Here is a 16831-nt window from a genome sequence, read left to right as displayed (position 1 = left end):
CGCCAATCCAAGCGACCGTCGATCTCGTCCACGGCGTGGACAAACTGGAACGGCTCCCCATCAGCACTCGGGAAGGTCGTCCGCAACGTCTCGTGACGCGCAACCACATCACCCACCGCCGCCCGCAACGCCACCACATCCAGCTCACCACTGACCCGCAGCACCAGCGGAATGTTGTACATCCCGCTCGACGAATCAAGCTGGTTGATGAACCACATCCGCTGCTGTGCGAACGACAACGGAACACGAACCGGCCGCCACTCCACGGCGGTCACCGGCGGCAACGCCGCAGCACGATCGGCCACCGCGGCAACGAGTTCACGCACCGACGGCGCATCGAACACATCCCGAATACCGACCTGCACACCCAACGCATCCGACACCCGCGCCACCAAACGCATCGCCGACAACGAGTTGCCGCCCAGATCGAAGAACGACTGGGTGACACTGACCTGGTCGACATCGAGCAGACCGGCGAACACCTCGGCGAGGGTTGCCTCGGCTTCGGTGGCCGGGGCGACGTACTCGGCGGCCTCGAGTTCGGGCTCGGGAAGCGCGCGACGATCGACCTTTCCTGCGGAGTTCAGCGGCATCTCGTCGAGGAGCACCCATGCGGTGGGTCTCATGTACTCGGCAAGTGAGTCGGCGAGCGATACCCGTACGGCTTCCACGTCCACCGTCGCGGGGGCGATGTAGCCGACGAGCTGGTCCCCGCCGGGTCCGGCGACCACACGGGCCGCGGCGTGGACTACTCCGGGCGCATCGGCGATCGCCGACTCGACCTCACCGAGCTCGAGTCGCTGACCACGCAACTTCACCTGGAAGTCGGTGCGGCCCAGGTAATCCAGTTCGCCGGTACGCCGACGGCGGACCAGGTCGCCGGTCCGGTACAGCCGCGCTCCGGGTGCGCCGAACGGATCCGCGACGAAGCGCTCCGCGGTCAGGTCCGGTCGCGCCGCATAACCGCGCGCAGACTGGACACCACCGAGGTAGAGTTCGCCGGCCACCCCGTCGGGCACCGGGTGCAGCCGGTCATCGAGCACGTAGGCGGTGGTGTTCGGCATGGGCCGCCCGATCGGGACGACGTCGGCCGGTTCGTCGAGTGCCGAGGACATCGTGTAAACGGCAGCTTCGGTGGGACCGAACAGGTTGACCACCCGGGCATGGGGCACGCGCTCGGTGAAACGCCGGAGTACCGCCGGGGGAAGCGCCTCGCCGCCGCTGAACAGCATCTGTAGTCCGGTGAGCAGATCCGGCCGGTCCACGACGTCGAGGAACACCGAGAGCAGAGACGGCACGAACTGGGCAACGGTCACGCCGGTTTCGGCCATGAGGTCGGCGAGGTAGTTCGGGTCGCGGTGACCTTCGGCATCTGCGACCACCACCGTCTGCCCGGTTGTCAGCGGCCAGAACAGTTCCAGGACCGACGCGTCGAACGTGTGCGGTGTCTTGAACAGAAGTCGTTGAGGTCCGGCCGGGATCAGCGAGTCGAACCAGGCGACGAAGTTGGCGACCGCCCGGTGCGAGATGGTGACGCCCTTCGGCCTTCCGGTCGAGCCGGAGGTGAACAACGTGTAGGCGGCATCGTCGAGACGCAGTGTGGCGAGTCGTTCGGAGGCAGCCAACGGGGTCGCGTCGGCGGGGAGTGGGGCGTCGGCATCGAGTTCGATGATCGGCGACCGCCCATCGAGCACGTCGAGAACATCGGCGGGACGGTGCCCCTTCTCCACGAGGACGGGTCCTATCCCGGCGGTCTCGACCATGTACCGCGCACGGTCGGCCGGGGTGTCGGGATCGATGGGCACGTACTGGCCGCCGGCCGCCATGATGGCGTGCACCGCGATGACAGTGCCGACCGACCGGCGCATGACGACGCCTACGGCCGTGTCGGGGCCGACGCCCGCGGCGATCAGAGTACGTGCGACCGCGGCGACGCGGAGCCCGAATTCCTCGTAGGTGAGCGTGCGGTCGCCCGTCACGAGCGCGATCGAGGACGCCGAGTCGGCCACGCGGGCACGGACGAGATCGGCAATCGTCTCATCGGCTGCGGACGCCGCCGGACCGACGGATCGGGCGAGGAGTGCCTGATCCTGTTCGTCTGCGAGGAGCCGGATGTCGCCGACGGCGGTCTGCTGCGACGAGAGCATGCCGTCGAGCAGGCGGAGGAACCATCGGGACATCTCGTCGACCGTTCCCTGGTCGAACAGATCGGTGGCGTACGTCAGGATGCCGGACCAGTCCTGGTCGGCGGAACCGGTGGAGACGGTCAGGTTCAGGTCGACCTGGGCGGGGGCCTCGGTGATCGCCACCGGGGCGACCGTCAGGCCGTTGACCGTGGCGGTGGCGGTCACGTCGGCGCCGATCGGATCGACCGACAGGATGACCTGGACCAGAGGCGAGAAGGCCTCGGAGCGAACGGGGTTGACCGCATCGACCACCGACTCGAACGGCACCTCCGAGTGTGCGAAGGCATCTAGGTCGTCGGCGCGGACCCGGTCCAGAACTGCGTCGAAACTGCTGGCGGAGTCGATCTCGGTACGCAGCACGAGGGTGTTGACGAACATACCGACCATCGCATCCAGCTCGCTCTGCCCGCGACCACCGATCGGAGTACCGACCGCGATGTCTTGGGTGCCAGTCAGCCGGCCGAGCAAGACTGCGAACGCCGCGTGCAGCACCATGAACCGAGTGGCACCGTGTCGGGTGGCGATGGCGTCGACACGGTGGCCGATGTCGGCAGGAATGTCGAAGGTGAGCACGTCGCCCCGGTGGCTGGCGATGAGCGGCCGGGCCCGGTCGGCGGGCAGTTCGAGGACATCCGGCAGTCCCGCGAGTCGGTCCCGCCAGTAGGCGAGCTGACCGCCGAGTACCGAATTCGGATCCTCGGGCGCGCCGAGAACGTCGCGCTGCCACAGCGCGTAGTCGGCGAACTGGATGTCGAGAGGTGCGAATTCCGGTGCTGCGCCGCGGCTACGAGCTTCGTACGCGGCGAAGAGGTCGGTTGCGAGCGGCCCGAATGACTGGCCGTCGAAGGCGATGTGATGGGCGACGAGGGCGAGGGTCGCCTGTCCGTCACCAGTGCGCAGCACGCGGGCACGCAGGGGCCACTCGTGCGCGACGTCGAACCCGCGCCGCATGTCGGCTGCGAGTTCGTCGGCGGACGTCATGACCCGCCAGTCCAGGCGTTCGGCGATGGCCGCGGGCGTGTCGATCTGCTGATACGGCAGACCGTCGACGGCCGGGAAGGTCGTCCGGAGGATCTCGTGTCGGGCTACGACATCGGCGGTCGCAGTCCGCAGGAGGTCGATGTCGATCTCGCCGGACAGGGTGAACACGGCCGGGATGTTGTATGTCGCCAGGTCCGGTTCCATCTGGTTGATGAACCACATGCGCTGCTGCGCGAACGACAACGGGATCCGGGCAGGTCGCGAATCGACCGGCGCCACCGGCGGCAGAGCAGGACGGCGATCGGCCACCGCGGCAACGAGTTCACGCACCGACGGCGCATCGAACACATCCCGAATACCGACCTGCACACCCAACGCATCCGACACCCGCGCCACCAAACGCATCGCCGACAACGAGTTACCACCCAAATCGAAGAACGACTCGGTCACCGAAACACGCTCAGCATCAAGCAACGTCGCAAACACCGCCGCAACCCGCTCCTCAGCATCCGAAGCCGGAGCCACATACTCGACAGCCTCGAACACCGGCGCAGGCAACGCCCGACGATCCACCTTGCCCGACGAGGTCAACGGCATCACATCCAACCGCACCCACACCGACGGACACATATACCCCGGCAACACCGCAGCCACCGACCCGGCAACCACATCCACATCCACATCAGCCGGCGCCACATACCCCACCAACTGCTGCCCACCAGCAGAGGAGGCCACCACCGCCGCCGCATGCACCACACCCGGCGCCGCCGCCACCGCAGCCTCAACCTCACCAAGCTCCAACCGCTGACCACGCAACTTCACCTGAAAATCGGTACGCCCCAAATACTCCAACTCACCCGAAGCATTCCACCGCACCAAATCACCAGTCCGATACAACCGCTCCCCCGGCCCACCGAACGGATCAGCAACAAAACGCTCCGCAGTCAGATCAGGCCGCGCCGCATACCCCCGCGCCACCTGCACACCACCGAGATACAACTCACCCGGCACCCCCACCGGAACCCGCGCCAACCGCGAATCCAACACCCGCGTCACCGTATTGGGCACCGGTGAACCAATCGGCACCACCACATCACCGGCCTGCACCGAATACGCCGTCACATCCACCGCAGCCTCGGTCGGCCCATACAAATTATGCAGACCAACACCCGGCAACCGCGACAACAACCCATCAGCCACCGACGGCGCCAACGCCTCACCCGAAGCAAACACATGCCGCAACGACGCCAACTCCACCAACCGATCACCCAACACATCAACAAACGCCGACAACATCGACGGCACAAAATGCACCACCGACACCCCGTTGCCGACAATCACCTCACGCAAATACTCCGGATCACCATGACGCCCCGGCTCCGCAATCACCAACGGAACACCAGACACCAACGGCCAGAACAACTCCCACACCGACACATCAAACGTCACCGGCGTCTTCTGCAACACCCGATCCGACCCCGACACCGGATACCACGCATCCATCCACGCCAACCGATTCAGCACCGACCGATGCGACACCGTCACACCCTTCGGCCGCCCCGTCGACCCCGACGTGAACAACGTGTACAACGCATCATCAACACCCAACGGCGCAACACGATCAGCATCGGTCACCGGAGAAACCCCAGCATCAAACGAACCCGACGCATCCACCGACACCACCGACACCACCGACACACCATCAACACCAGCAACCACCGACGGCACCGGCAACCCATCGGCCACCAACACCACCGACACACCCGCCGTCTCCAACATGTAACCCACACGATCAGCCGGCGCATCCGGATCCACCGGCACATACTGCCCACCAGCAGCAACCACCGCATGAACCGCCACCAACAACTCCACCGACCGCGGAATCACCACACCCACAGCAACATCGGGCCCCACACCCACCGAAATCAACTCACGCGCCAACCCCCACACCCGAGCACCGAACTCGGCGAAGGTGACAATGCGGCCGTTGTGGATCAATGCGGGTTGCGCGCCGTACTCGGCGACGGCGCGCGACAGCCCGTCCGCAAGGGACGTCAAGCCGGCGATCCCGGCTGAACCTGTTGTCGGCGAGCCGTTCTCGAGTGCTGCGACTGCCGTCGCCTCGTCGTCGGCGAACAGCGGTGCGTCGCCGACCGACATCCGCGGCGCCGAGGTGAGTCCGTCGAGCACCCGGACGAAACGTCGTGCGATGAGCTCGGCCGTGGCCGGATCGAAGAGATCGGTGGCGAAGGTGACGAAGCCGGACCAGCGTCCGTCGTCGAGCGAGTTCAGTCCGACCGTGAGGTCGTACTGGGCCGGGATGACCGGCGGCTCGATCTCGGTGAACTGCAGTCCGCCGATCGTCGCGTCCAGCGTGTGGGCCGATCGGGCGGGATCGAACGACAGCATCACCTGCGCGAGCGGTGCGAACGCCTCACTACGAACCGGCGCAAGGGTTTCGACAAGCGTCTCGAACGGGACGTCGCCGTTGGCGAAGGCGTCCAGATCGGCAGCACGGACCTCGTCGAGGAAGTCGAGGAAGGACACGTCGGGGTCGACACCGGTGCGGAGCACCAGCGTGTTGACGAACATGCCGATGAGCGGCTCGACCACTGCATGCGTGCGACCCGCGATCGGGGTGGCGATGGCCACGTCGTCGGTGGCCGCCAGCCGTGACAGCAGCACGGCCAGTGCGGCGTGGGCGACCATGAACGGTGTGGCACCGCTGATCCGCGCGATCTCCTCGACCCGGTCGACCACCTCGGCAGGCACGTCGAAGGCGATGCGGTCACCGCGGTTGGTCGCGACACGGGGCCGCTCCCGGTCGGTGGGCAGGTCGATGACGTCGGGGAGGTCGGCCAGCCGGTCGGTCCAGAAGCGGAGCTGACCGGCCACCAGCGAAGCCGGGTCGGCGGTGCCCCCCAGCACACGATGCTGCCACAGCGCGTAGTCGGCGAATTGCACTGCGAGCGGCGCGAATTCGGGCGACCGGGACTCCACCCGCGCGGTGTAGGCGGTGAGCAGGTCGGCGACCAGGGGTCGCATCGACTCGCCATCGGCCGCGATGTGGTGCACCACGACACCGAGGACCGTTTCCTCGGCGCCGTTGCGCAGCACGGCAACACGGACCGGCAGCTGTTCGGTGACGTCGAAGCCTGCGGAGACCGCGGACTCGAATGCCTCCGACGAGTCGGTGACCAGCCAGTCGAGAACCGCTTCGGCCTCCGCGAGCGGCATGACCACCTGGCCGGGCCGCCCGTCGGTGGCCGGGAAGACTGTTCGCAGGACATCCTGGCGGTCGATCAGATCGACGACGGCGGCACGCAGCGCATCGACGTCGAGATCGCCGGTGATCTTGAGCAGGACCGGGATGTTGTACGTCGGCAGCGACGGGTCGAACTGGTTGATGAACCACATCCGCTGCTGCGAGAACGACAGCGGGATGACGTCCGGGCGGGGATCCGCCGGAGTGATCGGGTCGAGTCCGGGGGCCGCGTCCTTCACGCGGGCCGCCAGGCCGCGGACGGTGGGCGCCTCGAAGAGATCGCGCATGTTGAGGTCGACATTGAGGACCTCGCATGCCCGGCCCACGATCTGAGCGGCGACCAGCGAGTTGCCGCCCACGTCGAACACGGACTCGGTGACGCTGATGTCCTCGAGCCCGAGAACGGCGGTGAACACCTCGACGAGCGCACGTTCGGTGTCGTCGGCCGGCGGCTCGTACTCGGCCCTGGCCTCGATCACCGGCTTGGGCAACGCTTTCCGGTCCAGCTTGCCGTTGACGTTCAGCGGCAGCTGGTCGAGGACCATGATGACGTCAGGGACCATGTAGTCGGGCACCTTGGCTGCGACCGCGGCCTTGACATCCAACCCGTCGATCTGGCCGCCGTCGGCGGCCGCGCCGACGACATAGCCCACGAGCTGCGCTGTGTAGCCTTCGCGCTCGTAGATCGTTGCGGCAGCGGCATTCACGCCGGCGTGGGCGAGCAGCGCCGCCTCCACCTCTCCGAGTTCGATGCGGAAACCGCGCAGCTTCACCTGGCTGTCGCTGCGACCGATGAACTCCAGCGACCCGTTGCGGATGACCGCGACGTCACCCGTCTGGTACATCCGGGAACCCTCGGGACCGAACGGGTCGGCGACGAAGCGGGTTGCGTTGAGCGCGAACCGACCGGAGTAACCACGGGAGAGCTGGTCACCGGCGATGTACAGGTCACCCGGGACCCCCTCGGGCACCTTGCGCAGCCGGCTGTCGAGTACGTAGGTGCGTGTGCCCTCGATCGGCGTGCCGATGTCACTGGCGTTGGTGGCCGCAACGAACTCCGGTGTGAGGATGCGCCTCGTGGTGTACACCGTCGTCTCGGTCGGACCGTACATGTTGTTCAGCTGCGGTCCGTCGTTCCCGTCGAGGGCCCGGCGGTCGGTGTGCCAGCGTCGTACCTGTTCGAAATCCAGGGCCTCACCGGCGAAGATCATGTACCGGATGCTCTGCGCCAGAATGCCGTTCGCCGGCGGACGGACCGCGCCGGCGAGCTGGTAGAAGGCCGACGGGGTCAGGTTCACGACGGTGACCTGTTCCCGTTCGAGCACGTCGACGAAGTCCGCCGGCGAACGGGTGGTCAGGTAATCGAGCACGACGAGTCGTCCACCGAAGGACAACGCGGCCCAGATCTCGCCGACCGACACGTCGAAGGCGTACGACTGGAACATCGTCCAGACCTCGTTCTCGGAGAACTCGTACTGCCGGCCCATGGCCGAGAGCAGGGTCACCACACCGCCGTGCGTGACCACGACGCCCTTGGGTTTTCCGGTCGACCCCGAGGTGTACATGACGTACGCGGGGTGTCGCGGGTCGATGACCTCGGGAAGTGACGCGAAGCCACCTGAGGCGTCGTCGGCACGGGAGACCACGTCGGCGACCGTGGACAGCGGCGCGTCCAGCTCGGCCCACTCATGGGTGGTGTCGGCATCGGTCAGCACGACCACCGGGTGCGCGTCGTCGACGATCGCCCCGAGCCGGTCGAGCGGATGCGACCGGTCCAGGGGCAGATAGGCGGCGCCGGACTTCAGGACTCCCAGCAGCGCGATGATCAACTCGGCGTTGCGTGGCAGAGCCACACCGACCAGGGTCTCCGGTCCAGCACCCGATGCCCGCAGACCACGTGCGACCGCGTCGGACCGTGCGTCGAGCTCGGCGTACGTGAGGGACGCACCCTCGAGATCGGTGAGTGCCGTGCGATCGGCGAACCGATGTGCCGAGGAGCGGAACAGGCCCGGCAACGAACCCCAGTCCCGGGTGCCGGCCAGATCACAGGCGACCGACCGGATGTGTTCGATGGCCCGGCCCGTGGCCGCCGCGATCTCGTCGGGCGCCAGACCTGCGATCGCCAGCTGACCGGTGACCGCGGCGCCGACGGCGGCCTCGGTGTCGATGCCCTGCGCGGCGAGCACGCCGGCGGTCATCGACACCGTCGCATTCAGCGCGGCGAACGCGACGGGGCCGGCCTTGCCGTCGAATGCGGTCTCCTGTGGGGCGACCGATGCGGCATAGGCGATCAGGTGCAGGGTGGTCGGCCGAGCGCCCCAACCACGCGAGATGTCAGCGGCGTCAAGGTCGACGGTCACGTCCTGTTGTTTCCTTCTGCAGCGGTGGACAGATCGATGATTCTGGCGGCGTTGGTCCGGAGTTCGCTCAGCACCTCGTCCAGCGCCCCCGGTCCGTCGGTGGCCAGAGCCGGCACGACACTCATCAGCGCCATCGTGAGAGTGGCGTCGGCGTCTGACCCCGGAAGTGCTGCGGCCATCGCTCTCACCATCTCCGACAGTTGGCCGAAGTGGACAGTCGCGCCCCCATGGGTCACCGCGATCGCCTCGGGATCCGCGTCATTCGCAGCGGAAACGAGATCGGGGAGTCGGATGTCCGCAGGCACCGAATCAACTGATTCGGCCTGCTCATCGACGGTGAAGATCACGATGTCGCCAACGATACACTCGGCGTCCGCCGCAATGGCCTCGAGGATTAGCAGGTAACGCTGCACGATCGTCTCGACCGTTGACTTGTCGAAGAGGTCGGTGGCGAAGACGAGCTGCGCTTTCATTGCTCCGCTGCCGCCGTTGAGATTCGCCCCCGCAGGATCATTCGGGTAGAGGTTCAGCTGCAGATCGACCTTTGCCGGGATGATTCCCTCGGCGACCGGCGAAACGACGACATCATCGAGTTCGAGCGATGGGAAATCGATGTTCTGGAATGCGAACATCACCTGGAACAACGGATTGTGCGATGTCGTCGTCGAGTTGAGGACGTTCGCCACGATCGTGTCGAAGGCGACATCGGTGTTGGCCATGTCGGCCAGGTCGTCTCGTCGAACGCGGGACAGCAGATCGCTGAACTTCTCGCCGTGGTCGATCCGGGTCCGCAACGCCAGGCTGTTGACGAACATGCCGACCACTTCGTCGAGGGCCTGCTCACCGCGGCCTGCGTAGGGCGTGCCGATCACCAGGTCGTTGCGCCCGCTCAGGCGCGACAGCAGTACCGCGTAGGCGGCATGGGTCACCATGAACATCGTGGTGTTGTTCGCGCGCGCGACCGACTCCAGGGACCTCGCCAGATCCTCCGGGATCTCGAATTCGACCTGGTCACCCACGTACGACGGCGTTTTCGGCCGGGGCCGGTCGGTCGGCAGGTCGATGGTCTCGGGCACTCCGGCGAGACGATCGACCCAGTAGTCGAGCTGGCGCCGCGCCTCCGTGGCACCGTCGTCGTCGGTGGTGGCCAGCCGTTCGGCCTGCCACAGCGTGAAGTCGGCGTACTGGACCGGCAGTGGCGCCCACGTCGGCGCGAGACCATCGTGGCGCGCCGCGTAGGCCATCATCAGGTCGCGGGCCAGCGGCGCCATCGACGCCCCATCGGCACTGATGTGATGCACGACGAAGACGATCACGTGTTCGTCCTCGTCGACGCGCAGCAGGGCGAGCCGGACCGGCGGCGCGGTCGTGATGTCGAAACCGCGACCGGTCACGGCCGCGATGGCCTCGGCCACGCTCCCCGACACCGGGACCGGGGTCACGTCGAGGCCGGCGACCTCATCGGGAGGACTGATGATCTGCATCGGTTCGCCGTTGATCATCGGATAGCTGGTACGCAGCGACTCGTGCCTGCGGAGCAGGTCGTCCACCGCGGCACGAAGGGCGTCCACGTCGAGCCGGCCGCGCAGTTCGAGCGCGAGGGCGACGTTGTAAGCCGGGGACTTCGGGTCGGCCCGGCTGAGCAGCCACATACCGCGCTGGACGGCGGACACCGGCACCATTTCCGCGCGCTGGCGCGCGATCAACGGCACGGCCGAATGCCCGGACAGGCTGTTGGTGATGTACTCGGCGAGCCGGGCGACGTCGGCGGACTCGAAGATCGCCTTGACGGGGACCTGCCGGTCCAGCGCCGCCGACAGGCGTGCCGAGACCTTGGTCGCCGACAGCGAGTTGCCGCCCATCTCGAAGAATCCGTCGTGCACGCTGACCCGCTCGACCCCGAGCACCTGAGCGAACACCTCGGCGACGATCGCCTCGAGCTGGGTCCGCGGCGGGACGAAGTCCTTGCTCGCGCTGAAGTCGACCGGCGGCAGCTTGGTGCGGTCGATCTTGCCGACGTTGGTCAGCTCGAAGGAATCGACCACGACGATCGTGTGCGGGACCATGTAGCGCGGCAGGAGCTGCGCGACGTGCTCGGTCAGCGACTCGGGCATCGGTGAACGGCCCTCGGCGGCAGTCACATACGCCACCAGCACGTCTTCGCCGGCCGGTCCGGGCACGCCGAGGCTGACCGCGTTGGCGACGTCCGGGTGGGACATCAGCGCGTTGTCGACCTCGCCGAGCTCGATACGCAGTCCGCGCACCTTGAGCTGGAAGTCATCGCGGCCGTGATAGACGAGCCGCCCGTCGGCACGGCGCACGGCCCGGTCACCCGTCCGGTACATCCGTATCCCGTTCGAGTACGGATTCGCGACGAATCGCTCGGCGGTCAGCCCGGGACGGCCGAGATAGCCGATGGCCAGCTGATCGCCCACGAGATAGAGCTCGCCGACCACCCCGGCCGGAGTCGGCCGGAGTCCGCGATCGAGTACGAGGGCGCCCACTCCGGGCACCGCCGTTCCGATGGTCATGTCGTCCGCGGGAGAGAACGGTCCGTCCGCGGTGGCCCAGATGGTCGTCTCGGTGGGGCCGTACAGATTGAAGAACCGACGACCTGCGGACACCCAGCGGCGCATCAGTTCCGGCGGGCAGGCCTCGCCGGCACTGAGCACCGTCATGAGCGACGGCACCGCGGCCGGATCGAGGGTGGCCAGCGCCGACGGCGTCATCACCGCATGTGTCACACCCGACTCGGCGATCAGCCGCTCCAAGGGGTCACCGGCATAGGTGTCCGGGTCGGCGACGACCAGTTGGCCGGCAGATCCGAACGCCATGGTCAGCTCGAACACCGAGGCGTCGAAGCTCGGGGACGCAACGTGCAGGACCCGCGAGGTCTCGTCGAGCCTCAGCATCTCGCGCTGATTGGCCATCATGTTCGCCAGGCCGCGATGGCTCACGGCGGCGGCCTTCGGAGTTCCTGTCGAACCCGACGTGTAGATGAGGTACGCCATCTCGTCGACGCGCGTGGGCCGGACGAGCTCACCAGCTGCGATCGGCGCGATCGGATGGCCGGCGAGACGCAGCTCGGTCTCGCTGTCGTCGACGATGATCCACTCCGCACCGGAGTCGATCGCGTCCACGCCGGCGTCCGCGGTGGCCAGTCCCACGCGCGCGCCGCTGTCGGTCACCATCGCCGAGCGACGCTCCGCCGGGTGCATCGGATCGATCGTGACGAAGGCGGCGCCGGAGCGGATCACCGCGATCGTGCACAGCACCGAGCGCGCGGACCGGCGAGCACTGATCGCAACGACGTCGCCGGGGCCGATCCCACGCGAGATCAGTTCCCGCGCAAGCTGGTTCGTTCGAGCGTCGAAGACATCCGGGGTGATCTTCTCACCTGCGACGAGCACCGGTGTCGCCGAACCGGGCGAGCAGGTCGCCAGCAGGTCCGCGAACACCACCGGCGAGCGACCGGCGGGTTCGGCGGTCAGCTGCTGCACATCAGCCGCGGGCACGATGTCGAATCGGCCGATCGCCTCGGTGGGGGCGGATGTCATCCGATCGAGCAACATGATCAGTGCTTCCGCCGTGGATTCCACGGTCGACCTATTGAAAAGGTCGGTGGCGTAGGAGAATTCGAGGGAAACACGTTCGGAACCGTCACCGGCGAACTCGGTGGCGGTCACCGACAGGTCGTACTTCGCGGACGGGATTCGGATGTCCAGCACCTCGAACTCCCCGGTCTGCGCCAGGACAGCCGAGGAATCGCGCTGAAAGGTGAAACCGACCTGGAACAACGGGCTGTGCGCGCGGGACCGGCTCGGCGACACCTCGTCGACCACCATCTCGAACGGAACCTGGGAGTACTCGAGCGCGCCGGTACGCGAACGGTGCGCACGGTCCAGCAGTTCGGCGACCGAATCGCCCGGACGGATGTTCAGTCGCAGTACGACGGTGTTGACGAACATGCCCACGAGGTCGGCGAGTTCGGGCTCGTCGCGACCGGCGACCGCGGTACCGATGGACACGTCGTCGGTGTCACCGAGGCGGCCGAGCACCGCCGCGAGGGCCACGTGCAGAACGGTGAAGGTGGTGACGCCGAAGCGCCCCGCCAGCGAGCGGATCTTCGCGAACTGCTCCGGCGAGATCTCGGCGTCCACGTAACCGCCTCGGCCCGTCGGGATCTGCGGGCGGGGCCGGTCGGTGGGCAGTGCCAGGAGCTCGGGCTGACCTGCCAGTTCCTCGCTCCAGTAGGCGAGCTCACGTGCCATCCGGGCATTCTCGTCGTCGGGCGATCCCAGGGTGCTGCGCTGCCACACCGCAAAGTCGGCGTACTGCACCGGAAGCGGTTCCCACGCGGGGGCCAGACCGTTGACCCGGGCCCCGTAGGCGACCAGGAGGTCCACGATCAGGGGCCGCAGAGAGGCGCCGTCACCGACGATGTGGTGGAGCACCACCAGCAGGACGTGGCCGTCGGAGGGAGTCTCGAACAGGTTGGCCCGGAAGGGAACCTGCGTGACGAGATCGAAGCCGGCCGCGGCCTGTGACGCCACGGCACCCACGAGGTCGGCCTCGGTCGTGGTGTGCACACTGAGGCGAACCTGGTCCTCGACATCCTCGACGTCGACGATTTCCTGGATCGGCTCGCCGTCCACGGACGGGAAGCGGGTGCGCAGGGGTTCGTGACGGATGACGACGTCACGGACCGCCGCGCGCAATGCGTCCACGTCCACATCGCCGCGCATACGCACTGCGCCGGGCATGTTGTAGGTGCCCGACGACGGGTCCATCCGGTTGATGAACCAGAGCCGGGACTGTGCGTACGAGACCGGGATGACCTCGGGCCGCGTGCCGCGACGCAGCGGAGGACGGGCGTCGACCACTGCCGCGTCGGCGATGGCGGCGGCCAACTCGCCGACGTCGTTGCTGTTGAAAATGTCGCTCAGAGCGACCGCGCGCGAATACTGCTTCCGTAGCCTCGACGCCAGTCGGGCCGCGACCAGCGAGTCGGCACCGAGAGCGAAGATGTTGTCGCGCATACCGATTCGCTCGGCACCGAGAACATCGGCGACGATCTCGGCCACCTTTTCCTCGATCTCCGAATCGGGTGCGACATAGATGCGCTCCACCGTTGCCGTGGACGCGGGCGCGGGGAGCGCCCGGCGGTCCAGCTTGCCCGAGGCGTTCACCGGGAAGGTGTCGAGGACGACCACGGCGGACGGAACCATGTGTCCGGGAAGCCCATTGCGCGCTGCACGCATCTGCCGATCGACGATGACCTCGGCCGGGATCGCGGTGTCGCGCGCCTTGACGTAGGCGACGACGGCCGGACCACCGGTCTCCGTACGGACGATCGCCACCGCTGCGGAGACCGATCCCTCGGCGAGCAGCACGGATTCGATCTCGCCGAGCTCGACGCGCTGCCCGCGGATCTTGACCTGGAAGTCGGTGCGCCCGAGATACTCGAGCAGCCCGGTCGCATTCCACCGGACCAGATCACCGGTCCGATACATCCGCGTGCCGGTCTCGAACGGATTGGCCACGAATCGCTCAGCGGTCAGTCCGCCGCGACCGAGATACCCGTCCGCGAGTTGTGCACCGGCGAGGTACAACTCGCCGACCACTCCGACGGGCACCCGTCGGAGCCGGGAGTCGAGAACATAGGTGTCGGTGTTCGCCACCGGCCGCCCGATGGGCATGTGCACTTCCCGACCGGCGACGCGATACTCGGTGACGTCGACGGCGGCTTCGGTGGGACCGTAGAGGTTCACCAGCTCGGCATCGGAGTGTTCGACCACCTGGGTCGCCAGGTTCGACGGCAGCGCCTCGCCGGAGGTGAAGACCCGCCGCACCGTGGAGGGTATCGCCGGCTCGCCGGTCCCGGCCGCCTCGACGAAGACGTCCAGCATCGACGGCACGAAGTGGAGCGTCGTGACCCCGCGCTCGACGATGACGTCGCGAAGATAGGCTGGGTCGCGGTGCCCACCGGCGCGCGCCACCACCATTCGCGCACCGATCTGCAACGGCCAGAACAACTCCCAGACGGAGACGTCGAACGTGATCGGCGTCTTGTAGAGCACGGCATCGGAACCGTCAATCCGGTAGTGGTCCTGCATCCACGCCAACCGGTTGACGACGGCACCGTGCGAGACCTGGACCCCCTTCGGCACGCCGGTCGAGCCGGACGTGAAGATCACGTACGCGGCCGACCCCGGTCGGACGATCCCCTCGTCGATCGGCAGCCGGCGCGACGATCCGGTGACGTCCGGGTCCCCGGCGTCGGCGAGGAACTCACGGTCGATCACCACGGCCGGATTCGCGGTGTCGAGGATCAGACGGCGTCGATCCTCGGGCTGGTCGACGTCCATCGGCACGTACGCGGCGCCGGCCATCAACGTGGCGTACACCGCGACGACCTGGTCCACGCCGCGCTCGATCAGCACGGCCACCTTGTCTCCGGGCCGTACGCCCGACTCCACGAGGGTCGCGGCGAGTTCGCGACAGCGTGTGTCGAACTCGCGGTAGGTGAGCTCGGCGTCGTCGGCGACGATCGCCACCGCATCGGGCCGCTCGGCCATCCGCTCGGCGAACAGGTCGAGCAGGGTGTTCCCGCCGGCCTGGGCGGGGGTCCAGTCGGTACGGGGGCCGTGCTCGAAGTGACCGAGTTCGGCGGCTTCTCCCGGGAGCAAGATGGGCATGCTCTCGATCGGGGCGTCGACGTTGTCGAAGAGTTGCTCGACGAAGGCCAGGAACCGGCGATGGTGCGATGCGATCTCGGCCTCGGAGTACAGGTACGGGTTGCCGTGCAGGTCGACCACCAGTGGGGCATCGGGGCTCGACTGATACAGGTTGATCAGCAGGTCCTCGAGGATGCCCGAGGTCAGGATGCGGTAGTCCATCGAGGTGCCGTCGATGGCCAGCTGGTCGTCGAAGAAGACCATGTTGATGGTCGGGCCGAACGAGACCGAGTTGGCCTCGAAGCCGGCGTCGCGGCGGATGTCGTCGGATCGATACCGCTGGTGACGAAGTGCGCCGGTGAGTTCGAGTTGAGCCGCGGCGACCAGTTCACGGCCCGTGCTCCCGGAGACGTCGCGCAACCGGATCGGCAGCACGTTGGACACCATGCCGCCGGAGGCCTTGATCTTCGCGGTGGTACGGCCGGTCACCGGCAGCGTCATGACGATGTCGTCGGAGTCGGTCATCCGCGACAGGAAAGCGCCGAACGCCGCCGACATGAGGACTGCCAGCGAACTGTTGAACTCGACGGCCAGGGATTCGAGTCGTCGCTGCTGCGCGACCGGCAGATCGCCGCCGGCGACCACATTGTCGAAGGAAAGCGGGGCGGTGCCGGCACCGTGTGCGAGGGTCACCCTCTCCGGGAGGTCCGACACCCGCGACAGCCAGTGCTCGCGGTCGGTCTCGCGGCGGCCGCTGGCCTGGTAGGCATCCTCATAGGCCACGATCTCGGCCATCGTCGCCGGGGTCCTGTCCGTCGGCTCGAGGCCGCGGCGGACGGCGTTGTAGCGGTCGACGGTCCGTCGCATGATCGACAGGGCTGCGTAGCCGTCGATGATGATGTGGTGGGCGCGGTTGTACCAGAACGTCCGGTCCTCGGCGACCCGCAGGATCGCGATCACGATCAGCTGGTCCGTCATCAGGTCGACCGGGCGACGGTACTCGGCCTGCATCCAGGCCATCGCGGCCCGCACGGGGTCGGACTCGGCGCGAAAATCGATGACGTCGACGTGCTGGTCGAACTCGAGGTCGACAAACTGCACCGGGAATCCGTCGATCTCCGCGAGGCGGACGTACGGGGATTCCAGGGCCTGTCCGACCTCGACGCAACAGCGCTCGAGGAGGTCGATGTCAAAACCACCGGGCTCGTGCCGGATGTCGACGTACTGAGCGATGTTCACCGAGTAGTCCGGCGACAAGGTGTCGGCGAACCACATCCCTCGTTGTGCCGCGGTGAGGGGCAGGAACTCGGTGATGTTTTCTCCGACAACGTTCGCGCTGTCGCTGTTATCGGCGGTCGCCAC

2 protein-coding genes (1 of these 2 running past the window's edge) are annotated in these 16831 nt (G+C 67.3%); both read right to left on the bottom strand.

Annotated elements, in window-relative coordinates; translation table 11 throughout:
* Window positions 1-8792 carry the 5' portion of a non-ribosomal peptide synthetase gene (locus BLU62_RS30125; protein ID WP_280141574.1) on the bottom strand. 697 nt of this gene lie to the left of the window's left edge, so 8792 of the gene's 9489 nt are visible here — the first part of the coding sequence; its start codon is at window positions 8790-8792; its stop codon lies off the left edge, out of view.
* Window positions 8789-16831: an amino acid adenylation domain-containing protein gene (locus tag BLU62_RS30120; protein WP_074854107.1), complete on the bottom strand. Its 8043-nt coding sequence runs from the start codon at window positions 16829-16831 to the stop codon at window positions 8789-8791. Before BLU62_RS30120 ends, BLU62_RS30125 begins: the two co-directional genes overlap by 4 nt.

This window comes from Gordonia westfalica (genome assembly GCF_900105725.1).
GTDB lineage: Bacteria > Actinomycetota > Actinomycetes > Mycobacteriales > Mycobacteriaceae > Gordonia > Gordonia westfalica.
Note: the sequence above shows the minus strand (reverse complement) of the source record. Positions and strands in the feature narration are given on the sequence as shown.